This is a genomic window from Pseudomonas silensiensis (assembly GCF_050434865.1).
Lineage (GTDB): Bacteria > Pseudomonadota > Gammaproteobacteria > Pseudomonadales > Pseudomonadaceae > Aquipseudomonas > Aquipseudomonas fluorescens_W.
This window is the reverse complement of record NZ_JBNDJH010000030.1, coordinates 45,481-71,401: the sequence shown is the minus strand read 5'-3', so window position 1 is coordinate 71,401 and position 25,921 is coordinate 45,481. Positions and strand designations below refer to the sequence as shown.

General features: G+C 58.1%; 28 protein-coding genes. 20 read left to right on the top strand and 8 right to left on the bottom strand.

Annotated elements, in window-relative coordinates:
• The first annotated feature begins 84 nt into the window (after window positions 1-84).
• From rpsH to bfr, 15 genes are all read left to right on the top strand, one after another.
• The gene (rpsH, locus tag QF010_RS30145; protein ID WP_003186040.1) at window positions 85-477 is read left to right on the top strand and encodes a 30S ribosomal protein S8; all 393 of its coding nucleotides are present in this window, start codon (window positions 85-87) and stop codon (window positions 475-477) included.
• Window positions 478-489: 12 nt separating this feature from the next.
• Entirely contained in the window at window positions 490-1,023 is a 534-nt protein-coding gene (gene rplF, locus QF010_RS30140) for a 50S ribosomal protein L6 (RefSeq protein WP_007896774.1), read from the top strand.
• A 10-nt stretch (window positions 1,024-1,033) separates the two neighbouring features.
• Entirely contained in the window at window positions 1,034-1,384 is a 351-nt protein-coding gene (gene rplR, locus QF010_RS30135; RefSeq protein WP_003186037.1) for a 50S ribosomal protein L18, read from the top strand.
• A gap of 3 nt (window positions 1,385-1,387) precedes the next feature.
• The gene (gene rpsE / locus QF010_RS30130; RefSeq protein WP_007943782.1) at window positions 1,388-1,888 is read left to right on the top strand and encodes a 30S ribosomal protein S5; all 501 of its coding nucleotides are present in this window, start codon (window positions 1,388-1,390) and stop codon (window positions 1,886-1,888) included.
• 2 nt (window positions 1,889-1,890) lie between these two features.
• Window positions 1,891-2,067 carry a 50S ribosomal protein L30 gene (gene rpmD, locus QF010_RS30125; RefSeq protein WP_003186033.1) on the top strand — a complete coding sequence of 59 codons (177 nt, stop codon included), beginning with the start codon at window positions 1,891-1,893 and terminating at the stop codon, window positions 2,065-2,067.
• Window positions 2,068-2,070: 3 nt separating this feature from the next.
• The gene (rplO, locus tag QF010_RS30120) at window positions 2,071-2,508 is read left to right on the top strand and encodes a 50S ribosomal protein L15 (protein WP_007896782.1); all 438 of its coding nucleotides are present in this window, start codon (window positions 2,071-2,073) and stop codon (window positions 2,506-2,508) included.
• Complete coding sequence (gene secY / locus QF010_RS30115; RefSeq protein WP_003228718.1) at window positions 2,509-3,837, top strand: preprotein translocase subunit SecY; 1,329 nt, start codon at window positions 2,509-2,511, stop codon at window positions 3,835-3,837.
• A gap of 27 nt (window positions 3,838-3,864) precedes the next feature.
• Window positions 3,865-3,981: a 50S ribosomal protein L36 gene (rpmJ, locus tag QF010_RS30110; RefSeq protein ID WP_002555468.1), complete on the top strand. Its 117-nt coding sequence runs from the start codon at window positions 3,865-3,867 to the stop codon at window positions 3,979-3,981.
• A gap of 130 nt (window positions 3,982-4,111) precedes the next feature.
• Window positions 4,112-4,468, top strand: a complete 357-nt coding sequence (gene rpsM, locus QF010_RS30105; protein WP_003186020.1) for a 30S ribosomal protein S13 — start codon at window positions 4,112-4,114, stop codon at window positions 4,466-4,468.
• 30 nt (window positions 4,469-4,498) lie between these two features.
• Window positions 4,499-4,888 carry a 30S ribosomal protein S11 gene (rpsK, locus tag QF010_RS30100; protein ID WP_002555466.1) on the top strand — a complete coding sequence of 130 codons (390 nt, stop codon included), beginning with the start codon at window positions 4,499-4,501 and terminating at the stop codon, window positions 4,886-4,888.
• A gap of 18 nt (window positions 4,889-4,906) precedes the next feature.
• Window positions 4,907-5,527 carry a 30S ribosomal protein S4 gene (gene rpsD, locus QF010_RS30095; RefSeq protein ID WP_003210056.1) on the top strand — a complete coding sequence of 207 codons (621 nt, stop codon included), beginning with the start codon at window positions 4,907-4,909 and terminating at the stop codon, window positions 5,525-5,527.
• A gap of 22 nt (window positions 5,528-5,549) precedes the next feature.
• Window positions 5,550-6,551 (top strand): DNA-directed RNA polymerase subunit alpha, encoded by a 1,002-nt coding sequence (locus QF010_RS30090; RefSeq protein WP_003186012.1) that lies wholly within the window; start codon window positions 5,550-5,552, stop codon window positions 6,549-6,551.
• Between the two features lie 42 nt (window positions 6,552-6,593).
• On the top strand, window positions 6,594-6,980 hold the full coding sequence (gene rplQ / locus QF010_RS30085; RefSeq protein WP_008145500.1) for a 50S ribosomal protein L17: 387 nt from the start codon (window positions 6,594-6,596) through the stop codon (window positions 6,978-6,980).
• Between the two features lie 241 nt (window positions 6,981-7,221).
• A complete protein-coding gene (locus QF010_RS30080) occupies window positions 7,222-8,676 on the top strand; it encodes a catalase (protein WP_429534536.1) in 1,455 nt (484 codons plus the stop codon).
• Between the two features lie 149 nt (window positions 8,677-8,825).
• A complete protein-coding gene (gene bfr, locus QF010_RS30075) occupies window positions 8,826-9,290 on the top strand; it encodes a bacterioferritin (protein ID WP_033059463.1) in 465 nt (154 codons plus the stop codon).
• Window positions 9,291-9,355: 65 nt separating this feature from the next.
• Here the strand turns inward: bfr and uvrA are convergent, their stop codons facing one another.
• The gene (gene uvrA / locus QF010_RS30070; RefSeq protein ID WP_033059462.1) at window positions 9,356-12,190 is read right to left on the bottom strand and encodes an excinuclease ABC subunit UvrA; all 2,835 of its coding nucleotides are present in this window, start codon (window positions 12,188-12,190) and stop codon (window positions 9,356-9,358) included.
• A 191-nt stretch (window positions 12,191-12,381) separates the two neighbouring features.
• Between uvrA and QF010_RS30065 the strand changes: the two genes are divergently transcribed.
• Both QF010_RS30065 and QF010_RS30060 read left to right on the top strand, forming a co-directional pair.
• Window positions 12,382-13,779, top strand: a complete 1,398-nt coding sequence (locus QF010_RS30065) for an MFS transporter (protein WP_046053254.1) — start codon at window positions 12,382-12,384, stop codon at window positions 13,777-13,779.
• A 9-nt stretch (window positions 13,780-13,788) separates the two neighbouring features.
• Complete coding sequence (locus QF010_RS30060; RefSeq protein ID WP_010467282.1) at window positions 13,789-14,316, top strand: single-stranded DNA-binding protein; 528 nt, start codon at window positions 13,789-13,791, stop codon at window positions 14,314-14,316.
• Between the two features lie 65 nt (window positions 14,317-14,381).
• On the opposite strand, the gene QF010_RS30055 is transcribed toward QF010_RS30060, so the two are convergent.
• The gene (locus tag QF010_RS30055; RefSeq protein ID WP_033059460.1) at window positions 14,382-16,586 is read right to left on the bottom strand and encodes an OsmC domain/YcaO domain-containing protein; all 2,205 of its coding nucleotides are present in this window, start codon (window positions 16,584-16,586) and stop codon (window positions 14,382-14,384) included.
• 140 nt (window positions 16,587-16,726) lie between these two features.
• Entirely contained in the window at window positions 16,727-17,281 is a 555-nt protein-coding gene (locus QF010_RS30050) for a cysteine hydrolase family protein (RefSeq protein WP_033059459.1), read from the bottom strand.
• Between the two features lie 101 nt (window positions 17,282-17,382).
• On the opposite strand from QF010_RS30050, the gene QF010_RS30045 reads away from it, so the two are divergent.
• The 3 genes from QF010_RS30045 to QF010_RS30035 all read left to right on the top strand — a co-directional run bounded on the left by QF010_RS30045 (window position 17,383) and on the right by QF010_RS30035 (window position 20,403).
• Window positions 17,383-18,369, top strand: coding sequence for a GlxA family transcriptional regulator (locus QF010_RS30045; RefSeq protein ID WP_429534535.1), 987 nt, complete (start codon window positions 17,383-17,385; stop codon window positions 18,367-18,369).
• Window positions 18,370-18,545: 176 nt separating this feature from the next.
• Entirely contained in the window at window positions 18,546-19,655 is a 1,110-nt protein-coding gene (locus QF010_RS30040; protein ID WP_033059457.1) for a DUF3182 family protein, read from the top strand.
• Window positions 19,645-20,403: an alpha/beta hydrolase family protein gene (locus tag QF010_RS30035; RefSeq protein ID WP_429534534.1), complete on the top strand. Its 759-nt coding sequence runs from the start codon at window positions 19,645-19,647 to the stop codon at window positions 20,401-20,403. Before QF010_RS30040 ends, QF010_RS30035 begins: the two co-directional genes overlap by 11 nt.
• Before the next feature lie 15 nt (window positions 20,404-20,418).
• On the opposite strand, the gene QF010_RS30030 is transcribed toward QF010_RS30035, so the two are convergent.
• From QF010_RS30030 to QF010_RS30010, 5 genes are all read right to left on the bottom strand, one after another.
• Window positions 20,419-21,408, bottom strand: coding sequence for a lysylphosphatidylglycerol synthase domain-containing protein (locus QF010_RS30030; RefSeq protein WP_429534533.1), 990 nt, complete (start codon window positions 21,406-21,408; stop codon window positions 20,419-20,421).
• The gene (clsB, locus tag QF010_RS30025) at window positions 21,408-22,691 is read right to left on the bottom strand and encodes a cardiolipin synthase ClsB (RefSeq protein ID WP_033059454.1); all 1,284 of its coding nucleotides are present in this window, start codon (window positions 22,689-22,691) and stop codon (window positions 21,408-21,410) included. Before clsB ends, QF010_RS30030 begins: the two co-directional genes overlap by 1 nt.
• Entirely contained in the window at window positions 22,688-23,485 is a 798-nt protein-coding gene (locus QF010_RS30020) for an endonuclease/exonuclease/phosphatase family protein (protein ID WP_429511787.1), read from the bottom strand. The genes clsB and QF010_RS30020 overlap by 4 nt, the downstream gene beginning before the upstream one ends.
• Complete coding sequence (locus QF010_RS30015) at window positions 23,482-24,408, bottom strand: DUF72 domain-containing protein (RefSeq protein WP_429534532.1); 927 nt, start codon at window positions 24,406-24,408, stop codon at window positions 23,482-23,484. The genes QF010_RS30020 and QF010_RS30015 overlap by 4 nt, the downstream gene beginning before the upstream one ends.
• A gap of 113 nt (window positions 24,409-24,521) precedes the next feature.
• The gene (locus tag QF010_RS30010; protein ID WP_429534539.1) at window positions 24,522-25,733 is read right to left on the bottom strand and encodes an MFS transporter; all 1,212 of its coding nucleotides are present in this window, start codon (window positions 25,731-25,733) and stop codon (window positions 24,522-24,524) included.
• Window positions 25,734-25,921 lie beyond the last annotated feature (188 nt).

Sequence of the window (25,921 nt, the reverse complement as noted above, 5' to 3'; positions counted from 1 at the left end):
AGCCCGTGCTTTTTTCGCATGGATGAGCTCGGCGACAAGTAGTAGCCGCAAGGCTAATTTTTTTGTATTAGGAGCGTCTAGCCCATGAGTATGCAGGACCCGTTAGCGGACATGCTAACTCGAATCCGTAATGCCCAGATGGCTGAAAAGTCCGTCGTAAGCATGCCATCTTCTACTTTGAAGGTAGCTGTTGCCAAAGTCCTGAAGGACGAAGGTTACATTGCGGGTTATCAGATCAGCAGCGAAATCAAACCACTGCTGTCCATCGAGCTGAAGTACTTCGAAGGCCGTCCGGTTATCGAAGAAGTGAAGCGCGTTAGCCGTCCAGGCCTGCGTCAGTACAAGTCCGTCGATGATCTGCCAAAAGTTCGTGGCGGTCTCGGTGTGTCTATCGTCTCCACCAACAAAGGTGTGATGACGGATCGTGCTGCGCGCGCTGCCGGTGTCGGCGGCGAAGTTCTTTGCACTGTGTTCTAAGGGGGGATAAGCATGTCACGCGTCGCTAAGAACCCCGTTAAGCTGCCAGCCGGTGTCGAAGTAAAATTCGCAGGCCAACAGCTTTCGGTGAAGGGTGCCAAGGGCACTCTCGAACTGAACATCCATTCGTCCGTTGAGATCGTTGAAGAAGCTGGTGAGCTGCGTTTCGCTGCTCGCAATGGCGATCAACAAACTCGCGCAATGGCTGGTACCACTCGTGCGTTGGTAAACAACATGGTCCAAGGCGTAAGCCAAGGCTTCGAGCGCAAGCTCCAGCTGGTCGGTGTTGGTTACAAAGCGCAAGCAAAAGGCACAGTGCTGAACCTGGCTCTTGGCTTCTCGCACCCAGTGGATTATGAACTGCCGGAAGGCATCACCGCTGAGACTCCTAGCCAAACCGACATCCTGATCCGGGGTATCGATAAGCAGCTGGTAGGTCAAGTGGCCGCCGAGATCCGCGACTTCCGTCCACCAGAGCCGTACAAAGGCAAAGGTGTGCGCTACGCGGACGAAGTCGTCCGTCGTAAAGAAGCCAAGAAGAAGTAGGGCATAGCAAATGACCGACAAAAAAGTTACTCGACTGCGTCGCGCTCGCAAAGCACGCCTGAAAATGCACGAACTCGAAGTCGTGCGTCTCTGCGTGTTCCGCTCGTCGCAGCACATCTACGCCCAGGTCATTTCGGCCGACGGCAACAAAGTCCTGGCATCTGCCTCGACTTTGGATAAAGAACTGCGTGATGGCGCCACTGGCAACATCGACGCGGCCACTAAGGTTGGCCAGCTGGTCGCTACGCGTGCTAAAGCCGCTGGCGTCTCGCAGGTGGCTTTCGACCGCTCTGGCTTCAAGTACCATGGCCGCGTCAAGGCGCTGGCTGATGCTGCTCGTGAAGCTGGGCTGGAGTTCTAAGTTATGTCAAATAACGACCAAAAGCGCGACGAAGGCTACATTGAGAAGCTGGTTCAAGTTAACCGCGTAGCCAAAACCGTTAAAGGCGGCCGTATCTTCACTTTCACCGCGTTGACCGTGGTGGGTGATGGTAAAGGGCGTGTTGGCTTCGGCCGTGGCAAGTCGCGTGAAGTGCCTGCTGCGATCCAGAAGGCAATGGAAGCTGCTCGCCGCAACATGATCCAAGTTGATCTGAACGGCACCACTCTGCAGTACGCAATGAAGTCCGGTCACGGCGCTTCGAAGGTGTACATGCAGCCTGCTTCTGAAGGTACCGGTATCATCGCTGGCGGCGCTATGCGTGCTGTCCTCGAAGTTGCTGGCGTTCAGAACGTTCTGGCCAAGTGCTACGGCTCGACTAACCCGGTAAACGTGGTTCACGCCACTTTCAAAGGTTTGAAAGCTATGCAGTCTCCTGAATCCATTGCCGCCAAGCGTGGCAAAAGCGTCAAGGAGATCTTCTGATCATGGCTACCGTTAAAGTTACGCTGATCAAAAGCATGACCGGCCGCATCCCTAACCACAAACTGTGCGTTAAGGGTCTGGGTCTGCGTCGCATCGGTCACACTGTAGAAGTACTTGATACTCCCGAGAATCGCGGGATGATCAACAAGGCTTACTACATGCTGCGTGTCGAGGGTTAATCGATGAAACTCAATGATCTGAGTCCAGCGCCGGGTTCCCGTCGCGAAAAGCATCGTCCGGGCCGTGGTATCGGTAGTGGTTTGGGTAAGACCGGTGGCCGTGGCCACAAAGGTCAATCCTCCCGCTCCGGTGGCACCATTGCTCCAGGCTTTGAAGGCGGTCAACAGCCGCTGCATCGTCGCCTGCCGAAGTTCGGTTTCGTTTCCCTGAAAGCCATGGACCGCGCAGAAGTGCGTCTGTCCGAGCTGGCTAAAGTGGAAGGCGACATCGTCACCGTGCAGTCCCTGAAAGATGCCAACGTGATCAACGTCAACGTACAGCGTGTGAAAATCATGCTGTCCGGCGAAGTTACTCGCGCTGTCACCATCGGAAAGGGAATCGGCGCCACCAAAGGTGCGCGTGCGGCTATCGAAGCAGCTGGCGGCAAGTTCGAGGAATAAATGGCTAAGCAAGGTGCTCTCTCTGCGCTCGGCAAAGGCGGTATGTCTGAACTCTGGGCTCGTCTGCGTTTTCTGTTCCTGGCGATTATCGTCTACCGAATAGGCGCACACATCCCGGTTCCAGGTATCAACCCGGACCGACTCGCGGACCTGTTTCGACAGAATGAGGGGACCATTCTTAGCTTGTTCAACATGTTTTCCGGCGGCGCGCTGGAACGGATGAGCATCTTTGCGCTGGGGATCATGCCGTACATTTCGGCATCGATCATCATGCAACTGATGACCGCCGTCAGCCCGCAGTTGGAACAGTTGAAGAAGGAAGGTGAAGCTGGCCGTCGCAAGATCAGCCAGTACACCCGCTACGGCACTGTCGTCCTCGCTCTCGTTCAGGCAATTGGCATGTCCATTGGTCTGGCAGGGCAGGGCGTTGCGTTCACTGGTGACTTTGGCTTCCATTTCGTCGCGGTATCCACTTTTGTGGCTGGTGCGATGTTCATGATGTGGCTGGGTGAGCAGATTACTGAGCGTGGTGTTGGCAACGGTATCTCGATGTTGATTTTTTCGGGTATCGTCGCCGGTCTTCCGAGAGCGATCGGGCAGTCTTTCGAGTCTGCGCGTCAGGGTGATATCAACATCTTCGCCCTGGTTGCCATCGGTTTGCTGGCAGTAGCGATTATCGGTTTCGTGGTGTTCATTGAGCGTGGTCAGCGTCGTATTGCTGTTCACTACGCCAAGCGTCAGCAGGGCCGCAAGGTCTTCGCTGCGCAGACTAGCCACTTGCCGCTGAAGGTGAACATGGCCGGCGTTATTCCGGCCATTTTCGCGAGCAGCATTTTGCTGTTCCCGGCTTCGTTGGGTGCCTGGTTCGGCCAGTCTGAAGGTATGGGCTGGTTGCAGGACATCTCGCAGTCGATCGCTCCTGGTCAGCCGTTGAATATTCTGCTGTTTAGTGCAGGGATTATTTTCTTCTGCTTCTTCTATACGGCGTTGATGTTCAATCCGAAAGACGTAGCGGAAAACCTGAAGAAGTCCGGTGCCTTTATTCCGGGCATCCGTCCAGGTGAGCAGTCTGCGCGCTACATTGATGGCGTTCTGACTCGCTTGACCATGTTCGGTGCTCTTTACATGACGGCCGTGTGCCTGTTGCCCCAGTTCCTGGTGGTTGCAGCAAACGTACCGTTCTACCTTGGCGGGACCTCGTTGCTGATCGTCGTCGTGGTTGTGATGGACTTCATGTCCCAAGTACAATCGCACCTCGTTTCGCACCAGTACGAATCCCTGATGAAGAAAGCCAACCTGAAGGGTTACGGCAGCGGCATGTTGCGCTGAGTACCCATAAGGTTCGAGGAGTTGGTGATGAAAGTTCGTGCATCGGTGAAAAAGCTGTGCCGTAACTGCAAGATTATTCGCCGCGAAGGTGTTGTTCGAGTAATTTGCAGCGCGGAACCGCGTCACAAACAGCGCCAAGGCTGAGTGTGATTGTGCTTCAAGCCCGGCAGCTAGTGCGCTGCCGGGTTGATTATTTGTTATTACAGCGATATTATCTCGCGCCCTATTTCTTGGCTTCCGGGGCGTAGGTAGCTGTCAATTGGAGTCCCACTGAATGGCCCGTATTGCAGGCGTTAACATTCCAGATAACAAGCATACTGTTATCTCGCTGACCTACATCTATGGTGTTGGTCGCACTACTGCACAGAAGATCTGTGCAGTGACTGGGGTAAACCCAGCCGCAAAGATCAAAGATCTGAGCGACGAGCAGATTGAACAGCTGCGTGGCGAAGTGGCGAAGTTCACCACTGAAGGTGACCTGCGTCGCGAAATCAACATGAAAATCAAGCGTTTGATGGACCTCGGTTGCTATCGCGGTCTGCGTCATCGTCGTGGTCTTCCAGTGCGCGGTCAGCGTACCAAGACTAACGCGCGTACCCGTAAAGGTCCGCGTAAGCCGATCCGCAAGTAATCGCCCCAGCGAATCGACAGGAAATTAATCATGGCTAAACCTGCTGCTCGTCCTCGTAAAAAAGTTAAAAAGACAGTGGTTGATGGCATCGCCCACATCCATGCATCTTTTAACAACACAATCGTGACCATCACCGACCGTCAAGGCAACGCTCTTTCCTGGGCTACCTCCGGTGGTTCGGGTTTCCGCGGTTCCCGCAAGTCCACCCCGTTTGCTGCTCAAGTAGCTGCTGAACGTGCTGGTCAAGCTGCGCTGGAATACGGTCTGAAAAACCTCGACGTTAACGTCAAAGGTCCAGGCCCAGGTCGTGAATCTGCAGTCCGCGCTTTGAACGGCTGTGGCTACAAGATCGCCAGCATCACCGACGTGACGCCAATCCCGCACAACGGGTGCCGTCCGCCGAAGAAGCGCCGCGTGTAATCCAGGAGATTGTAAAGAATGGCTCGTTACATTGGTCCAAAATGCAAACTCGCTCGTCGCGAAGGCACCGATCTCTTCTTGAAGAGCGGCGTGCGCGCGATTGAATCGAAGTGCAACATTGAAGCAGCACCTGGTATCCACGGCCAACGCCGCGGTCGCCAGTCCGATTACGGCACCCAACTGCGTGAAAAGCAGAAGGTCCGTCGTATCTACGGCGTTCTCGAGCGTCAATTCAGCGGCTACTACAAAGAAGCTGCTGGCAAGAAAGGCGCAACTGGCGAAAACCTGTTGCAACTGCTCGAATGCCGTCTGGACAACGTTGTATACCGTATGGGTTTTGGCTCTACTCGTGCCGAATCCCGTCAGCTGGTATCGCACAAATCCGTAAGCGTTAACGGTCAGACCGTAAACGTGCCGTCGTACCAGGTTCGTGCTGGTGACGTGGTCGCGATTCGCGAGAAAGCAAAGAACCAACTTCGCATTGTCCAAGCTCTCGATCTGTGTGCCCAACGTGGCCGCGTAGAATGGGTAGAAGTAGACACTGAGAAGAAGTCGGGCGTTTTCAAGAACGTTCCTGCTCGCAGTGATCTGTCCGCCGACATCAACGAAAGCCTGATTGTCGAGCTCTACTCCAAGTAAGGGCTAGAAAATAGGTGCATCCATGCAGATTTCGGTAAATGAGTTCCTGACACCCCGCCATATTGATGTGCAGGTTGTCAGTCCAACCCGCGCCAAGATCACTCTCGAGCCTCTCGAGCGTGGTTTCGGCCACACCCTGGGCAACGCGCTGCGCCGCATCCTGTTGTCCTCAATGCCCGGCTGCGCAGTAGTCGAGGCCGAGATTGACGGTGTGCTCCATGAGTACAGCGCCATCGAAGGTGTACAGGAAGACGTAATTGAAATCCTGTTGAACCTTAAAGGTCTGGCTATCAAGCTGCACGGCCGTGACGAAGTTACGCTGACCTTGTCGAAGAAGGGTTCGGGGGTGGTTACCGCTGCCGATATTCAGCTGGATCATGATGTCGAGATCGTTAACCCCGATCACGTAATCGCTAACCTGGCGTCTAACGGCGCCCTGAACATGAAGCTCACCGTAGCTCGTGGTCGTGGTTATGAACCGGCAGACTCGCGTCAGAGCGATGAAGACGAAAGCCGCAGCATCGGTCGCTTGCAGCTTGACTCTTCGTTCAGCCCGGTTCGCCGTATCGCATACGTGGTGGAAAACGCCCGTGTCGAACAGCGTACTAACCTGGACAAGCTGGTTATTGATCTGGAAACCAACGGTACTCTGGATCCTGAAGAGGCAATTCGCCGCGCTGCAACCATTCTGCAACAGCAGTTGGCTGCGTTCGTCGACCTCAAAGGTGACAGTGAGCCAGTGGTTGTCGAGCAGGAAGACGAGATCGATCCGATCCTGCTTCGCCCGGTTGACGATCTGGAACTGACTGTACGTTCGGCTAACTGCCTTAAGGCGGAAAACATCTACTACATCGGTGACCTGATTCAGCGTACCGAAGTAGAGCTGTTGAAGACTCCGAACCTTGGCAAGAAATCCTTGACTGAAATCAAGGACGTTCTGGCCTCCCGCGGTCTGTCCCTCGGCATGCGCCTCGACAACTGGCCGCCTGCAAGTCTTAAGAAGGACGACAAGGCGACTGCCTGATCGTCGTAATCACCGAACGTTGTGTTTGGTAAGGAATGAACCATGCGTCATCGTAAAAGTGGTCGTCACCTGAGCCGCACTAGCTCGCACCGCAAGGCCATGTTTCAAAACATGGCAGTGTCGCTGTTCGAGCACGAGCTGATCAAAACTACACTGCCGAAAGCTAAAGAACTGCGTCGCGTTGCTGAGCCGCTGATCACTTTGGCCAAGACAGACAGCCTGGCTAACCGCCGTCTGGCTTTCGACCGTACTCGTTCGAAAGCTATCGTTGGTAAGCTCTTCAACGACCTGGGCAAGCGTTACGCTACCCGTGAGGGTGGCTACCTGCGCATCCTCAAGTGCGGTTTCCGCACTGGCGACAACGCGCCTATGGCGTACGTCGAGTTGGTTGATCGTCCTGCCGGTGGTGAAGCTGTATCCGCTGAGTAAGACGTCAGTCTGAAACGAAGAACCGGGCCTAGTGCCCGGTTTTTTGTGTCTGTAAGAAACGCGCTGTTTATACAAGCTTTCCTGCGATCCATGCCGTCATGCTGCGAACGGGATTCGTTGGTAGTATTTTTCTATTGATCTCTGCAAATTAATGAATTTGTAGCCTTCCTGATCAATGGTCAATACTCCGTCCCAAGCCGATTAGCCGGCAGTTCAAAATACTGACAAAGGAAGAGATCGCATGAGCCAAAATAAAACACTTACCACTGCCAGTGGCGCTCCTGTCGCTGATAACCAGAATTCCCGTTCCGCCGGCCCTCGTGGCCCGCTGCTGCTCGACGACTTTCACCTGATCGAGAAGCTTGCCCACTTCAACCGTGAAAACATCCCTGAGCGCCGTGTACATGCCAAAGGTTCCGGTGCTTACGGTACGTTCACCGTAACTCGGGACATCACCGAGTACACCAGCGCCAAACTGTTTGAGTCTGTCGGCAAGCAAACCCCAACCTTCCTGCGGTTTTCCACCGTGGGCGGCGAGCGCGGTTCTGCTGATACCGAGCGCGATCCACGTGGTTTCGCCCTGAAGTTCTACACCGAAGAAGGCAACTGGGACATCGTCGGCAACAACACGCCCGTGTTCTTCATCCGTGATCCTTTGAAGTTCCCGGACTTTATTCACACTCAAAAACGTCTTCCACAAAGCAACCTGAAAAGTGCGCAAATGATGTGGGACTTCTGGTCGCACTCACCTGAGGCGTTGCACCAGGTCACCATTCTGTTCTCGGACCGCGGCATCCCCGATGGCTACCGTCACATGCACGGCTTCGGCAGCCACACCTACAGCCTGATCAACGCCAATGGTGAGCGTCACTGGGTGAAATGGCACTACAAGACCAAGCAAGGGATTAAAAACCTGGCGCCAGCAGAGGCAGCACGCCTGGCCGGTACCGATCCGGATTACGCACAGCGTGATCTGTTCGGCGCGATCGAGCGCGGTGATTTTCCGAAATGGCGCGTGTGCATCCAGATCATGACTGAGGCTCAGGCCGCAGCGCACTACGAGAACCCGTTCGACGTGACCAAGACCTGGTCGCAGAAAGAGTTTCCGCTGATCGAAGTGGGCGAATTGGAGCTTAACCGCAACCCGCAGAACTATTTTGCTGAAGTCGAGCAAGCCGCTTTCGGTCCGAGCAACATGGTCCCGGGTGTCGGTTTGTCGCCTGACCGTATGCTGCAAGGGCGAGTGTTCGCTTACGCCGATGCTCACCGCTACCGTATTGGCACCAACCACCAGCAATTGCCGGTGAACGCGCCTCGCAGTCCGGTGAACAGCTATCAGCGCGACGGTTCGATGGCGTTTGGCAGCAATGGCGGTGCGACACCTAACTACGAGCCGAACAGCTACGTCGAATCACCGAAACAAGCTCCTCGCTATGCAGAGCCAGCGCTGGCGCTGAGTGGTGCGGCTGATCGTTACGATCATCGCGAAGATACTGACTACTACAGCCATGCGGGTGCGCTGTTCCGTCTGATGAGTGATGAGCAGAAAGCCCTGCTGGTCAACAACATCGCCGGTGCCATGGCCGGGGTTTCCAGCGACGTGATTGATCGTCAATTGCAGCATTTCTTCAGGGCCGACCCGGCGTACGGAGAAGCAATCGCAACGGCGTTGGGCGTACAGCTTAACGAAGTCTAAACGAGAAGCAGAACCGCCCTCATTAGGGCGGTTTTTGCGTTATTTAAACCACTTTTCTCAGAATATCTTCGCTTTTATAGCGCGAGCAGAGTGACCAAACAGTCTGCTTGGTTCAAACTACAGACTTTCAAGCAGGGAGATGTAGGGCGATGCAAGGCCACCCAGACGTAATCGATTACCTCAACACGTTGCTGACCGGCGAACTGGCGGCGCGTGATCAATATTTCGTCCACTCGCGGATGTATGAGGACTGGGGTTTCACCAAGCTCTACGAACGTATCAACCACGAGATGGAAGAAGAGGCCGGGCACGCTGATGCCCTGATGCGCCGAATTCTGATGCTCGAAGGTACGCCACGCATGCGTCCGGACGACCTTGATGTCGGCACTTCTGTGCCGGACATGCTCGCCGCTGACCTGCGGCTGGAATACAAGGTCCGCGCCGCGCTCTGCAAAGGCATCAAGCTCTGCGAGCAGCACAAGGACTATGTCAGCCGCGAGATGTTGCGGGTTCAGTTGCATGACACCGAAGAAGACCACACCTACTGGCTCGAAAAGCAGATGGGTCTGATCAAGCTGATCGGTCTGGAAAATTACCTGCAATCGCACGCCTGATTGCACCGGGTACAAAAAAGCCCCTGTCACCGATGAGGTGACAGGGGCTTTTTCATGGGCCTGATTCAGGCTTTGTCGCGAGCCAGCAGCGGCTTGAGGTAGAAACCCGTGTGAGACTGCTTCATCTCGGACACTTCTTCCGGCGTACCGACGGCAATGATCTGGCCGCCCTTGGAACCGCCTTCCGGCCCCAGGTCCACCAACCAGTCGGCCGTCTTGATCACATCCAGATTGTGCTCGATCACCACCACGGTGTTGCCGTGGTCACGCAATCGATGCAATACGTCGAGTAGCTGCTGAATATCCGCGAAGTGCAGGCCAGTTGTCGGCTCATCGAGGATATACAGCGTCTTGCCGGTGTCGCGCTTGGACAATTCGCGGGACAGCTTCACCCGTTGGGCTTCACCACCCGACAGCGTGGTCGCTGACTGCCCGAGCTTGATGTACGACAGGCCGACATCCATCAGCGTCTGAAGCTTGCGCGCCAGGGCCGGCACCGCGTCGAAGAACACCCGCGCTTCCTCGATCGTCATCTCGAGGGTTTCGTGGATGCTCTTGCCCTTGTACTTGATCTCGAGGGTTTCGCGGTTGTAGCGCTTGCTCTTGCAGACGTCGCACGGGACATAGATGTCCGGCAGGAAGTGCATTTCTACCTTGATCAGACCATCGCCCTGGCAGGCCTCGCAGCGCCCACCCTTCACGTTGAAGGAGAAGCGTCCAGGGCCGTAACCGCGGGAGCGGGACTCCGGCACGCCAGCGAACAGTTCGCGAATCGGGGTGAACAACCCGGTGTAGGTCGCCGGGTTGGAGCGTGGCGTTCGACCGATCGGGCTCTGGTCGATGTCGACAACCTTATCCAGATGCTCCAGACCTTTGATGCTGTCGTGAGCTGCCGCTTCGAGCGTCGTCGCACCGTTCAATGCCGTAGCGCTAAGCGGGAACAGGGTGTTGTTGATCAGCGTCGACTTGCCCGAGCCGGATACGCCGGTTACACAGGTCAGCAGGCCGATCGGGATGTCCAGATCGACATCGCGCAAGTTGTTGCCACGGGCGCCCTTGAGGGACAGCGACAACTTCTTGTTACGCGGCGTGCGTTTGGCCGGGACTGCAATTTTAACCCGGCCCGACAAGTACTTTCCGGTCAACGAATCAGGATGAGCCATGACTTCGGCTGGCGTGCCTTCGGCGACAATGTGTCCGCCGTGTACACCTGCGCCCGGACCGATATCCACCACGTAGTCAGCCAGGCGAATCGCATCTTCGTCGTGCTCGACCACGATCACCGTGTTGCCGATGTCCCGCAGGTGCTTGAGCGTACCGAGCAGCCGATCGTTGTCCCGTTGGTGCAAACCAATCGACGGTTCGTCGAGGATGTACAGAACGCCCACCAGTCCGGCGCCGATCTGGCTGGCCAGACGGATACGCTGCGCTTCACCACCGGACAACGTGTCCGCACTGCGGTCCAGCGACAAATAGTCCAGGCCAACGTTGACCAGGAACTGTAGTCGCTCGCGAATTTCCTTGAGAATCTTGTCAGCAATTTCGCCACGGCGGCCGGTGAGTTTCAGCACGCCGAAATATTCACAGGCATCGCCAATCGGCAGATTGGTCACCGCCGGCAGCGTCTTCTCGCCAACCCACACATGCCGCGCCTCACGACGCAGGCGAGTACCACGGCAATCCGGGCAAGGCTGGGTGCTGAGGAACTTGGCCAGCTCTTCACGCACCGAGGCGGACTCGGTTTCGCGGTAGCGACGGTCCAGATTCGGCACGATGCCTTCGAACGGGTGCGAGCGTTTGACGATGTCGCCGCGGTCGTTCAGGTATTTGAAGTCGACGTTCTGCGAACCGCTGCCGTGCAGGATGAACTTCTGCTGATCGGCCGTCAGTTCGTTGAACGGCACTTCCAGGCTGAACTTGTAGTGTGAAGCCAACGAGCCGAGCATCTGGAAGTAATAGACGTTGCGCCGGTCCCAGCCACGAATCGCGCCTTCCGCGAGCGTCAGTTCGCCATTGACCAATCGCTTGATGTCGAAGAACTGCTTAACACCCAGGCCATCACACGTCGGGCAAGCGCCGGCCGGGTTGTTGAAGGAGAACAGCTTGGGTTCCAGTTCGCTGATGGCATGCCCGCAGATCGGGCAGGCGAAGCGTGCGGAGAAGATGATTTCCTCGCCGGGCTCGTCGTCCATCGGCGCGACCAGGGCGATGCCGTCTGCCAGCTTCAGCGCAGTCTCGAACGACTCGGCCAAACGCTGTTGCAGGTCGGCGCGTACCTTGAAGCGGTCGACCACCACATCGATCGAGTGCTTCTTCTGCTTGTCCAGCTTCGGCAATTCGTCCAGCTCGCAGAGCCGTCCGTTGACCCGGGCCCGCACAAAGCCTTGGGCGCGCAGTTCTTCGAAGACCGAAAGGTGTTCGCCTTTACGCTCGCGGATCACCGGGGCCAGCAGCATCAGCTTGCTGCCCTCCGGCTGGGCGAGGACCAGGTCGACCATCTGGCTGACGGTCTGGGCTTCCAGCGGAATGTCGTGATCCGGGCAACGCGGGATACCCACGCGAGCGTAAAGCAGGCGCAGGTAATCGTAGATTTCGGTGATGGTGCCGACCGTCGAGCGCGGGTTGTGCGAGGTCGATTTCTGCTCGATGGAAATGGCTGGCGACAAACCTTCGATGGTGTCGACGTCAGGCTTTTCCATCATCGACAAAAATTGCCGCGCGTAGGCCGACAGCGATTCGACGTAGCGGCGCTGGCCTTCGGCGTACAGCGTGTCGAATGCCAGGGATGATTTTCCGGAGCCGGACAGGCCGGTGATGACGATCAGTTTGTCCCTGGGCAGGGTCAGGTCGATGTTCTTCAGGTTGTGGGTTCGGGCCCCACGAATCAGGATCTTGTCCAAAGTGGCCTCGCTCGGCGGGCGTCGAAAACGTAGGAGTATACGGCCAAATACTGGATGGATGCACACTATCGAATGAGCGGGTTACAGGCTTACATGAAGAGTCTGTCAGCAGAGCGCGTCAAAGCGTCGCGATATACCCCGTCAATCGATGGGACTGGTAGAATCGCCGCCGGTTCACATGAGGTTTTTCCATGCACGATCCCCACAGCGAACGCATGAGTGGCAGCGAGACCCGCGCAGCAAGCGGTCTGGCCCTGGTGTTCGCCTTCCGTATGCTTGGCATGTTCATGGTGTTGCCGGTACTGGCGACCTATGGGATGGATCTGGCAGGAGCGACCCCGGCCCTTATCGGGCTGGCGATTGGCGCTTACGGCCTGACCCAGGCGATCTTTCAAATTCCCTTCGGCTTTATTTCCGACCGCATCGGTCGTCGCCCGGTGATTTACCTGGGGCTGATCGTCTTCGCCCTCGGTAGCGTGCTGGCGGCCAATGCCGACTCGATCTGGGGCGTGATCGCCGGACGAATCCTGCAAGGCGCCGGAGCGATTTCCGCGGCAGTGATGGCGTTGCTGTCAGACCTGACCCGCGAACAGCATCGGACCAAGGCCATGGCCATGATCGGTATGACGATCGGTCTGTCGTTCGCTGTCGCCATGGTTGTAGGACCGTTGCTGACCCGCGCCTTTGGCCTGTCCGGGTTGTTCCTCGCCACGGGCGGCATGGCGCTGTTCGGCATCGTGATCGTGATGTTCATGGTGCCGCGCTCAACCGGGCCGTTGCAGCACCGTGAATCCGGCGTTGCGCGCCAGGCGCTGATACCGACGCTCAAGCATCCAGACCTGCTGCGTCTGGACCTGGGCATTTTTGTGTTGCACGCGATGTTGATGTCGAGCTTCGTTGCATTGCCTTTGGCGCTGGTCGAAAAAGCCGGTTTGCCTAAAGAGCAGCACTGGTGGGTCTACCTCACTGCGCTGCTGATTTCCTTCTTCGCCATGATCCCGTTCATTATCTACGGCGAGAAGAAACGCAAAATGAAACGAGTTTTATTGGGCGCGGTGCTGACGCTGATGCTCACTGAGCTATTCTTCTGGCAGTTCGGCGATAGCTTGCGGGCTCTGGTGATCGGGACGGTGGTGTTCTTCACTGCGTTCAATCTGCTGGAAGCTTCGTTGCCATCGCTGATCAGCAAGGTTTCACCAGCAGGCGGCAAAGGCACGGCGATGGGGGTTTATTCCACCAGTCAGTTCCTCGGTTCGGCACTGGGCGGGATCCTCGGCGGCTGGTTGTTCCAGCATGGCGGTCTGTCGGTTGTATTCCTTGGATGCGCCGGCCTGGCTGCCCTCTGGCTGGCCTTTGCTGTTACCATGCGCGAACCACCTTATGTCACGAGCCTGCGCTTGCCGTTGTCGCCCGAGGCGATCCGCGAAGCGGGTCTGGTTGAGCGCCTGAAGGCCGTCGTAGGGGTAACAGATGCGGTGATCGTTGCTGATGAAGCGGCGATTTACATCAAATTGGACACAGAACTATTGGATCGCACGACCCTTGAGCGCCTGGTGAACAACCCGGCCGAGGCAGCGTGCGTAGCCTAGGAGAACGTTATGGCCCGTGGGGTTAACAAAGTCATATTGGTCGGCACTTGCGGCCAGGATCCCGAAGTTCGCTACTTGCCTAACGGTAACGCCGTGACCAACCTGAGTCTGGCGACCAGCGAACAGTGGACCGACAAGCAAACCGGTCAGAAGGTCGAGAAGACCGAATGGCACCGTGTGTCGATGTTCGGCAAAGTTGCCGAGATCGCCGGCGAGTACCTGCGTAAAGGTTCGCAGGTCTACATCGAAGGCAAGCTGCAGACCCGCGAGTGGGAAAAAGACGGTATCAAGCGTTACACCACCGAAATCGTGGTCGACATGCAAGGCACCATGCAACTGCTCGGCGGCCGTCCACAACAGGGCGACCAACAAGGCGGGGGCAATAACTACCAGCAGTCCGCCCCGGCCCCACGCCAGCAGGCTCCGCGTCCGCAGCAGTCGGCTCCGCAACAGTCGCGTCAGGCTCCGCCTCCACAGCAAGCCGCTCCACAGCCGGCTCCTGATTTCGACAGCTTTGATGACGATATCCCGTTCTAAAAAGCAGCGATCCAGTCAGTAAAAAAAAGCGAAGCCATCAGGCTTCGCTTTTTTTGTGGGCGCCGTTAACTGGATAGCGTCGTCACGTTGGTCCGCGCGGTATGCAGTTTTTTGTAGCTCTCGATCAAGCGCAAGTGCCTGTCGAGCCCTTCCAGTTTGATGCTGGTCGGCGTCAAACCATGGAAGCGCACACGGCCTTCAACCGAGCCGATCACTGCATCCATTCGTTCGTTGCCAAACATCCGGCGGAAATTGGCCTCGTAGTCTTCCAGTTCCAGGTCTTCGTCCAGCTTCATCTCCAGCACCGCGTTGACGGCTTGGTAGAACAAGCCGCGCTCAACCGTGTTGTCGTTGTACTGCAGGAACATCTCCACTGCCTCTTTCGCCTCTTCAAATTGCTGCAAGGCGAGATAAATCAGCAGCTTCAACTCCAGGATCGTCAGCTGACCCCAGGCCGTATTGTCGTCAAATTCGATGCCGATCAGGGAGGTGATGTCGGTGTAGTCATCCAGCTCACTTTCCACCAGGCGCTCAACCAGCGCTTGCAGTTCGTCGTCGTCCAGGCGATGCAGGTTCAGGATGTCGTCGCGGAAGAACAGTGCTTTGTTGGTGTTGTCCCAGATCAGATCGTCTACCGGATAGATTTCCGAATAGTCCGGCACCAGGATGCGGCAGGCCGTCGCGCCGATATGCTCGTAGACCGCCATGTACACTTCTTTGCCCATGCCTTTGAGAATGCCGAACAAGGTCGCAGCTTCGTCGGTATTCGAGTTTTCACCTTGGCCGGAGAAGTCCCACTCCACGAATTCGTAATCGGACTTGGAGCTGAAGAAGCGCCACGACACCACGCCGCTGGAATCGATGAAGTGCTCGACGAAATTATTCGGCTCGGTCACCGCATGGCCTTCAAACGTCGGCTGGGGCAAGTCGTTGAGGCCTTCGAAGCTGCGGCCCTGGAGCAGTTCGGTCAGGCTGCGCTCCAGCGCCACTTCCAGGCTCGGGTGCGCGCCGAACGAGGCGAACACACCGCCGGTACGCGGGTTCATCAATGTGACGCACATCACCGGGAATTCACCACCCAGGGATGCATCCTTCACCAATACGGGGAACCCTTGCTCTTCCAGCGCCTGAATACCGGCCAGTATCCCGGGGTACTTCGCCAGCACATCGGCGGGCACATCCGGCAGTGCAAATTCACCTTCGATGATTTCGCGTTTTACCGCACGCTCGAAGATCTCCGACAGGCATTGCACCTGAGCTTCAGCCAGCGTGTTGCCGGCACTCATGCCGTTGCTCAGGAACAGGTTTTCAATCAGGTTGGACGGGAAATACACCACTTCGCCGTCCGACTGGCGCACGTATGGCAGCGAGCAGATGCCGCGCTCTTCATTGCCCGAGTTGGTGTCGATCAGGTGGGAGCCACGCAACTCGCCGTCGCGGTTGTAAATCTTCAGGCAGTACGCGTCGAGGATTTCGGTCGGCAGTTCATCTTTACGGCCAGGCTTGAACCAGCGTTCGTCCGGGTAATGCACAAACGGCGCGTTGGCGATCTCTTCGCCCCAGAACTGATCGTTGTAGAAGAAGTTGCAGTTGAGTCGCTCGATAAACTCGCCCAACGCCGACGCCAGCGCGCCTTCCTTGGTTGCGCCCTTGCCGTTGGTAAAACACATTGGCGAATGCGCATCGCGGATATGCAGCGACCACACGTTGGGAACGATATTGCGCCACGAGGCGATTTCAATCTTCATGCCCAGGTCCGCCAGAATGGCCGACATATTGGCGATGGTCTGCTCCAGCGGCAGATCCTTGCCCGCAATATAGGTGCTCGCCTCTGAGGCAGAAGCAGGCATCAGCAACGCTTGGGCATCGGCGTCGAGGTTTTCCACCTCTTCGATCACAAACTCAGGCCCGGCCTGGACCACTTTTTTCACGGTACAGCGGTCGATGGAACGCAGGATGCCCTGGCGGTCCTTATCGGAAATATCCGCCGGCAACTCGACCTGGATCTTGAAAATCTGGTTGTAGCGGTTTTCCGGATCAACAATGTTGTTCTGCGACAGGCGGATGTTTTCGGTGGGAATACTGCGAGTGTCGCAGTAGAGCTTCACGAAATACGCCGCACACAACGCCGACGAAGCCAGGAAGTAGTCGAACGGACCCGGTGCCGAGCCATCGCCCTTGTAGCGGATAGGTTGATCGGCCACCACCGTGAAGTCGTCGAACTTGGCTTCAAGTCGAAGGTTGTCGAGAAAGTTGACCTTGATTTCCATGGGGGATTACCAGAATAACGGCTAGACGATTTGGCCGCCATTATCCGGCTTTTCGGCCGTAAGTCTCAGAAAAAAGGCCAGTCACGTGCGCGCGTGACTGGCCTTCTTTGTTTCGGGCGCGTCGGATGCAAAAGCGTTGATCAGTGTTGCGCTGCCAGGAACTCGTCGGTGGACACTACGCTGGCATAGGCAAAACCCAGGGCCGACATGAAGGCGGCGTGAACGTGGGCGGCCGGAACGGTGAGGCCGTTGAACTCCAGGTCACGGGAGGCACAGGCGTCGTGAATGACGGTGACGGCGTAACCCATGTCGGCGGCTGCGCGGGTAATGCCGTCGACGCACATGTGGCTCATGCTGCCGACCACCACCAATTCCTTGATGCCTTGTTCGTCGAGGATCGATTTCAGTTGTGTTTCACGGAACGAGTTGACGAAGTGCTTGAGCACGACCGGCTCATCGGCGCGATTCAGGACTTTGGGGTGCAGCTTCGCGCCTTCCGAACCCGGGGTGAAGAAAGGGGCTTCGTCGGAGGTGAATTCGTGGCGGATGTGTACCACCGAATCCCCCGCATCGCGGAAGGCTTTGAGCAGACGAACGGCGTTGTCCGCGGCGGCATCGGCGCCGACCAGCGGCCACTTGCCTTGGGGGAAGTAGTCATTTTGGATATCGACTACGATGAGTGCTTGCTTGGCCATGACTGTTTCCTCGAAGTGCTTGTTGGTGTGGAATGAAGTATTGGGTCTGGCAGGCCTTCCGAGGATTGGCCGCACCGACAATAGAAGGGGGAAAACTGACAATGGACGCAGAAAGGCCAATCGCCGAGTTGGGCGTGCTGATCTATCCCGGTGCGCAGATGGCGGCGGTGCATGGATTGACCGACTTGTTCGGAGTGGCGAACCGGATTGCCGCCGAGCATCAGGCGGCGCAGTTGCCGTTGCTGCGGGTCAGCCATTGGCAGGTTGATGGCGAACAGACGCCCGAGCGGGTCTACGACAGTCATCCCGCTGCGGACGGTGCTTTGGTGGCGGTGTTGATCCCGCCGTCGATTGCCGGTTTTTCCGAAGGCCAGGCACCGCAGGCGCTGTTTCGCTGGCTGCGTCAGCAACACGCCAATGGCGCGACACTCGGCGGGGTTTGTGTGGGGTCGATTCTGTTGGCCGAGAGCGGCCTGCTCGACGGTCGCAGCGCCACCACCCACTGGACCTCGGCCAAAGCCTTCGCCGAGCGTTACCCGGCGATCAAGCTCAAGGTTGACACTCCCATCGTTGACGACGGCGACCTGATCACGACCGCCGGGCTGATGGCCTGGTCCGAACTGGGCTTGCGCCTGGTCAACCGCCTGCTGGGGCCAAGCATCGCCACCAGCACCGCGCGGTTTCTGGTGGTGGAACACAGCGACAGCGCGAGTGAATGCGGCAGCAATTTTTCACCGATTCTCAGCCATGGCGATGCCTCGATTCTCAAGGTCCAGCATTGGCTGCAGAGCACCGGAGCGACCGATGTGTCGGTAGCGACGATGGCCGAGCGGGCAGGGCTGGAAGAGCGCACGTTCCTGCGTCGATTTCGCGCGGCAACCGGGCTCAAACCCACTGAGTACTGCCAGCACCTGCGGGTCGGCAAGGCCCGGGAAATGCTGGAGTTCACCAACGGCACCATCGATCACATTGCCTGGACGGTGGGTTATCAGGACCCGAGTGCCTTCCGGGCGACGTTCAAGAAGATTACCGGGTTGGCGCCAAGTGATTACCGGACACGGTTTGGGGTTGGAGCGAGTCAGGGATGAGCGTCAGTCGTGCAAAATGCCAGAGTTGAAGCCCTTGTCGTGCAGAATCAAACAGGCAGGGTGCCATCATGTTTTTCGTAACGGGCTGATTTGAAAAACGTTTGTCTTTTGGCCCCCTTGGCCTGATCTCTGCACCCCTTCTACTACATTCATCAAGCGCAGATTGAGGGGGACGCATGACCCCGGCAAATCGCAAGAAACTGGTGGTCGCCCACTCCGTGCGCCCCGAGGCTCCGCTGCACGAAGTGGAAACCAATCGTGCGCTGGCCCGTTGGCTGGCGCAGATCCTGGGGCTTAAATACGGCGGCAGTTACGACCCCGAATTGCACAACGGGCGAGACCTGTATCTGTTGCCGACCCAGACGCTTGTGGGCGTCGCTGCCGCCCGGCAATTAGGCGTTAAAGGGCCGGAGGATTTGTGGGGCGGTTATGTCGACCATGATTTCATCTGCACCAAAGCCATCAGCCACGGATTGCGCAACAAAGATGCTCATGCACCGGAAGGCTGGTCACCGTTGTTTTCCGAACGCGTGCGCAGCGTGGTGCTCGACGGCCTCAGTGTTTTTTCCATGGACGATGCGCGTCCTGCGGCGGAGCATCTGCTCTACAGCGGCCCGATCCGCATCAAGCCGATTCATGCCTGCGCCGGACGCGGTCAGGAAGTGATCAAAAGCCTCGACCAGTTCGATGCCATCCTCGCCAGACCCGAGGCCAAAGCGCTGTTCACCGAAGGTGTGGTGCTGGAACAGGACCTGGACCAGGTGATCACCCACAGCGTCGGTCAGAGTTTTATCGGCGACACGGTGCTGAGTTATTGCGGTGATCAGTACTTGACCGAAGACGGTCAGGGCGAGCAGGTTTATGGAGGGTCCAACCTGCTGGTCGTGCGGGGTCATTACGACGATTTGCTCGAACTGGAAATACCGGACGATGTGCAGCTGGCGATCCGTCAGGCGCAAGTGTTCGACCGTGCCGCGGATGAGGCTTATCCCGGTTTCTACGCCTCACGGCGCAACTACGACATCGCCCAAGGCGTGGACAGTAACGGCAAAAAGCGCAGCGGCGTGCTCGAACAATCCTGGCGGATGGGCGGTGCCAGCAGCGCTGAAGTTGCCGCGTTGCAGAGCTTCGTCAACGACCCCGGGATGCGCGCGATTCGCGTGTCGTCGGTCGAGACCTACATCGACCAGCCGTTGCCGGCGGACGCCATCGAGGTGTATCGCGGGCCGGCGCAAAACAGTGACTTTCTCCTCAAGTACGTAACGGTTAAATCCTATGACGGCTAGAAGCGAAACCATTCAAATCGACATCGACGATGAACAGATGGTCGGGACCTTTCTCAGTCCCAAATCGAAAGTCCCCGGCGTGCTCTTTGTGCACGGTTGGGGCGGCAGTCAGGAGCGGGACCTGGAGCGGGCCAAAGGTATCGCCGGTTTGGGGTGCGTGTGCCTGACGTTCGACTTGCGCGGACACACCGGCGGGGCCGGTATTGCGCTAAGTCGAGTCACACGCGAAGACAACCTGCGCGACCTGCTGGCGGCGTATGACCGCTTGCTCGCACACCCGGCGCTCGATACATCGGCGATTGCCGTGGTCGGCACCAGTTATGGCGGTTACCTGGCCTCGATCCTGACCTCGTTGCGCCCGGTGCGCTGGTTGGCGCTGCGGGTGCCGGCGCTGTATCGCGATGATCAATGGCACACGCCCAAACGTGACCTGGACAAGCTCGATTTACGCGATTACCGCAGCACGTTAGTCCGCGCCGACAGCAATCGTGCGCTGCATGCCTGTTCGCAGTTCACTGGGGATGTGCTGCTGGTCGAATCAGAGACCGACGACTATGTGCCCCACGCGACGATCATGAGCTACCGCGCAGCCTGTCAGCAGACCCACTCGCTGACCCACCGGATTATCGACGGCGCCGATCACGCCTTGAGCGAACCTGTTTCGCAACAGGCATACACCTCGATTCTGGTGAGCTGGATCACCGAGATGGTGGTGGGCGAGCGGTTGAGCATTATTCAGTCATCGTGAAAACGTCGCAGCCTTCTAATCTCGGGGATTTTTCGAGATCCGCAACGACTTGGCCTTGGCTTCCACGATCAGGTACATCACCAAGGTAATCAGTAGCGGCAAGATGAAATAAATCGCCCGATACGCCAGCAATCCGGCCACCAGGCTGCCTCGGGACACTTCATGTTGCAGCAGCGCCACGAATACGGCTTCCAGCACGCCAAGCCCTGCGGGGATGTGCGTGATGACGCCGGCAATCGCGCTGATCAGCAACACCCCGAGCACCAGCGGGTAATCCAGCTTGCTCGGCAGCAAGGTGAAAATCACCGCCGCCATCAGCGCCCAGTTCAGCGCCCCGAGGGCCAGTTGCAGCACCGCCATGCGCAGGGACGGCAGGTTGATTTCCACCCCACGTATCGCCCACTCCCGCCGCTTGGAAAACTGACACGCTGCCAGGTACCCCGCGCTCACCAGCAGCAGCAACACGCCCACGCCTTGCAGCGCATCGCTGCTCAGCTTCCAGCCTGGCGGCATTCGCACCAGGCCGCTGCTGAATACTGCACCGGCAATCACCATGTAACCGAACCAGTTTGTCGCGAGGCTCAGCCCGAGAATTTTCGCGATGTTGCCCTTGCTCACCCCGAGTCGCGAATACAGCCGATAACGCATGGCAATACCGCCGACCCAGGCACTCAGGTTGAGGTTGAAGGCGTAGCTGATAATCCCCACCGGCAGGATCTGCTTCCACGTCAGGTCCTGGCGAATGTAGGTACGGCCGATCAGGTCGAAGCAGGCGTAGACCAGAAAACTCAGCACGGTCAGACCGGACGCGATGATCAGCGTGCGCACCTTGAAATCGGCGAGGTTGTCGAACACTTCATCCCATTCGAGGCGCTGGGCAAGCATCGTGAACAGCACGATCAGCGCCAGGAAAAACAGCATTGTCAGCGGCCGTTTCCAGCGGCTCCAGCGGGATTTGTCCGTTGTTTCGGCGTGGGTCGCCGGTTGTGTCTCAGAGTGGCTCATCAGGTGTCACTCCCGGCGGAATGGGTAAACGGTTTCAGGCGCGGTTTATGCGCCGGCAACCAACCGGCCCAGGCCGGGAAGTGCCGCAGAAAGTGAAACACCAGAAAGCCGACGGTCATGTGCCAGACCCGACCGCGCGGGGACTTTTCTGCGGACATGGCCTTGCAATGGTTGTTACTCAGGTCTTCGAGGCGCTCGAACAGGTCGCGGTTGAAGGTGCGATCGCGGATCAACACATTGGCTTCCAGGTTCATCGACAGACTCAAAGGGTCGAGGTTGCTGGAGCCGACGGTGCTCCAGTCCTCATCCACCAGCGCGACTTTGCCGTGCAGTGGACGCTCGCAATATTCGTGAATCTGCACACCGGATTTGAGCAGGTAGTCATAGGTCATGCGCGCGGCGAGTTTGGCCACCAGCATGTCGGGCTGACCTTGCAGGATCAGTCGCACATCGACGCCACGGCGCGCCGCGTTACGGATCTCGCGCAGCAGGCGATAGCCCGGAAAGAAGTAGGCATTGGCGATCACTACCCGGCGCTGGGCACTGCGCAGCACCTGCCGGTAAACCTCTTCGATGTCGGTCGGATGCTCGCCGTTGTCGCGGTACACCAGGCGAACCTGGCCGTCATGATCGGTGAACGCCAGTTCCGAGCGCCGTTGCCTGCGTCGTTGCCACCAATATTTGGCGTGAGCCGGGCGACCGCATTGCAGCAAGGCGAAGTGATGGATGTCGGCCACCGCCGGGCCTTGCACTTCAACGGAATAATCCTGCTTGGCCTCAGGGCCGAAGTCAGCCAGATGGTCGGCAGAAAAGTTGATGCCGCCGATGAACGCGATCGTGCCGTCGACCACTACAATCTTGCGGTGCAGGCGGCGGAACCAGTTGGTGCGGATCCCCAGACGTTTGGGCGCCGGGTCGAAAATCTGAATGCGCACGCCGGCCTCGCTCAGGGCGGCGAGGTATCCCGTGCTCAGTTCACCGCAGCCAAAGCCATCGAGATTGGCGGTAATCCGCACGCCGCGTTGAGCGGCGGCGATCAGGACTTCTTGCAGCTCATCACCGACCTTGTCCTCAAACACAATGAAGGTTTCCAGCAGGATTTCAGTCTTCGCCTGACGCATGGCCTCGAACACCCGAGGGAAATACGCTTCGCCGTTTTCCAGCAGCTCTACGCGGTTGTTGCCTTGCCAGCCATATTCGACGTCGACCACGCCCGGTTCACGGATCGGCGGGGTTGTGGATAAGTGCTCCACGTTGGTTTTATCCATCGATGAGCTGCTCATAGCTCGATCTCCACCGACAGCGGTACGTGGTCGGAAAGGTGTGACCAGGGCCGCGCGGCCAGCACTTGTGGTTGGCTGGCCTTGAGGTTGCGCACGTAGATGCGGTCAAGGCGCAACGCTGGCAAACGCGCTGGAAAACTGCGCGCCGGTTTGCCGTGGAGTTCGGCGAAAACCTCCCGCAAACCGCAGGGGTTGAGCAGTGCATCGGCGCGCTGGCGCCAGTCGTTGAAGTCACCGGCAACGATCACCGGGGCATCGCTGGGCAGTTCTTCGAGGCGCTGGGCCAGCAACTTGAGTTGTTCGGTCCGGTGGGTTTCGTGAAGGCCTAGATGCACACAAATGGCATGCACTTCCTGGCCGTCACCGGGCAGGCGCAGCACGCAATGCAGGATGCCGCGGTTCTCGTGACCGCTGATGGAAACGTCGAGGTTGTCGTGGCGAATGATCTGGAATTTCGACAGCAACGCATTGCCGTGATCGCCCGCCGGATAAACCGCGTTACGCCCATAGGCGAACTGCGGCCACAGCGTGTCGGCGAGGAATTCGTATTGCGGCATCGCCGGCCAATTGCTGTAGCGCTGGGGGTGATGCTCGTGGGTGCCGTGGACTTCCTGCAAAAACACCACGTCGGCGGACACACTGCGCACCGCTTCGCGCAGTTCCGGCAGGATGAAACGCCGGTTGAGCGCGGTGAACCCCTTGTGCGTGTTGACCGTCAGCACGGTGAAGCGGTGCACGGAGGTGATGATGGGTTGCTGTTCGTCGGTGGTGCCGATCGGTTCGGAAATGCTCATGGCAGCACTCCTTCGGGGGCCAGTTCACCGGGACGGGTGGCGAGGTCTTTATCCAGATGAAAGCGCTCCAGCAAGCGACGGGCATCGAAGGGCGCGCGGACTTTGATGTCGTTGTCGAAGTAGCAAAACACCTCACGGGACTTGCGCGCCTTGGGCTTTTGCCGGGGGGCGATCAGGTGTGGGTCGGGCGGTTGCTGGCCGTGGTACCAGGCTTCGATCCGGTCACCCCAGCGTTTCAGTGCCTCGGGGGTGTAACCGCTGGCATAGAGCTCTTCGGCACCGTGCAGGCGCAGGTAAACGAAGTCGCTGGTGAGGTCTTCGCGGTACGGCCATTTACCGGCGGTGTCGGCGATAACCAGCGCGGCATTGTGGCGTTTGAGCAGGCGGATGAAGGCGGGGTCGACGAAACTCTCGTTTCTGATTTCTACGGCATGGCGCAAAGGCTTTTTTCCGTAGGCGTGCAGGCTGGCGTGACCGTTCACGTGCGAATCATGCTGGTGGGCGAGGGCGGCGGCCTCTTCGGTGTTGTGCGGCAACTGCTCCAGAAAAGTCTCGAACAGCTCGGCATCGAATTTGAAGTTGGGCGGAAATTGCCAGAGGATCGGGCCGAGTTTTTCTTTGAGTTCCAGCACCCCGGACGCAAAGAAATTCGCCAGGGGTTTATGGACGTCCCGCAGTCGTCTGATGTGGGTGATGAAACGCGGGGCTTTGACGCTGAAAACGAAGCCCCTCGGGGTTTCGGCGTACCACTGGGCATAACGTTCGGGCCGTTGCAGGGCGTAAAACGATCCATTGATTTCGATGCTGTTGACCGCCCGTGAGGCGAATTGCAATTCGCGCTTGTGGGTCAGCCCCTTTGGGTAGAAATCCCCCCGCCAGGGCGTGTAGCGCCAGCCTGAAATACCGATATGGATCGCCGCCATGTCGCCTCCCGTCTAATGCTTCTCGGACTGCCCCTGTCTTTTGATGACTGCGGGGCGAGCGAGAAAGTTTCGACGGGACTACGGACGGTAAAGCAAAGGTCGCAGCCTATTTATCAGTGACCGGCGACGATGCGGGTCGAGCCTTCAGCAGGTTCGGCATACACCGGACCCAACCGGTCAAGACGCCCGCTCCACGCGGTCAGCGCCAACGCGACAAGCACCACCAGGCCACCAATCCACGCGGTGTGAATCAGGCCCATATGGGCAACGATCAAGCCACCGCCCCACGCGCCACCGGCAATGCCGAGGTTGAACGCGGCGATGTTCAGGCCCGACGCCACGTCCACCGCATGCGGGGTGTGATGTTCGGCCTGACGCACCACGTAAACCTGTAGGCCCGGCACGTTGCCGAACGCAACCGCACCCCAGAGCAGCACGGTGGCCAGGGCCAGCCATGGGTTGCCGGCGGTAAAGGTCAGTACGAACAACACCGCAGCGAGCAAAGCGAAGATGATTTTCAGGGCGCTGATCGGGCCGCGTTTATCCGCCAGTTTGCCGCCCCAAATGTTACCGACGGCCACCGAGATGCCGTAGACCAGCAACACCAGGCTGACGGTGCTGGCGCTGAAGCCGGAAATGTCCTGGAGAATCGGTGCCAGGAAGGTGAACGCGATGAACGAGCCGCCGTAACCGACCGCGGTCATGGCGTACACCAGCAGCAGACGGGGCTGCTTGAGCACCTGCAATTGCTGCAACAGTGAAGCCGGTTTGCTGTGGGCAATGTTTTTCGGCACGTAAAGCAGGCTGCCGATGAACGCGATCACGCCCAGTGCAGACACCGCGAGGAAGGTTTCACGCCAGCCGAAATGCTGACCAATGAACGTCCCCAGTGGCACGCCGGTAACCAGTGCCACCGTCAGGCCGGTGAACATGATGGCAATCGCGCTGGCGGCTTTTTCCTTCGGCACGAGGCTGGTGGCGATGGTCGAACCAATCGAGAAGAACACCCCGTGGGCCAGGCCGGTGACGATCCGCGCAATGACCAGCGACTCGTAACTCGGCGCTTTCCAGGCCAGCAGGTTGCCGAGGGTGAACAGCACCATCAGCGACAACAGCAGCATTTTGCGCGGGACTTTGCCGGTGAGGGCGGTCAGCACCGGGGCGCCGATGGCAACGCCCAATGCGTAGAGGCTGACCAGCAGGCCGGCGGACGGCAGGCTGACGCCGAGGTCGGCGCCGATGGTGGGTAACAGGCCAACGATGACGAACTCGGTCGTCCCGATGGCGAAGGCGCTGAGGGTCAGCGCGAGCAAGGCAATGGGCATGGCTGCAACTCCGGTGGATTGATTGATGGAGCGCAGTGTCGGGGTTTGGGTTATGTAGAAAAATACAGGGATGGACATTTGATATTTGCTTTGTGCGCAAAGATCAAAAGCGCCCCCCTCACCCCAGCCCTCTCCCCCCAAGGGGGGCGAGGGGGAAAGGGAGCAGATTTGTGTTGTTTTCAAAACCT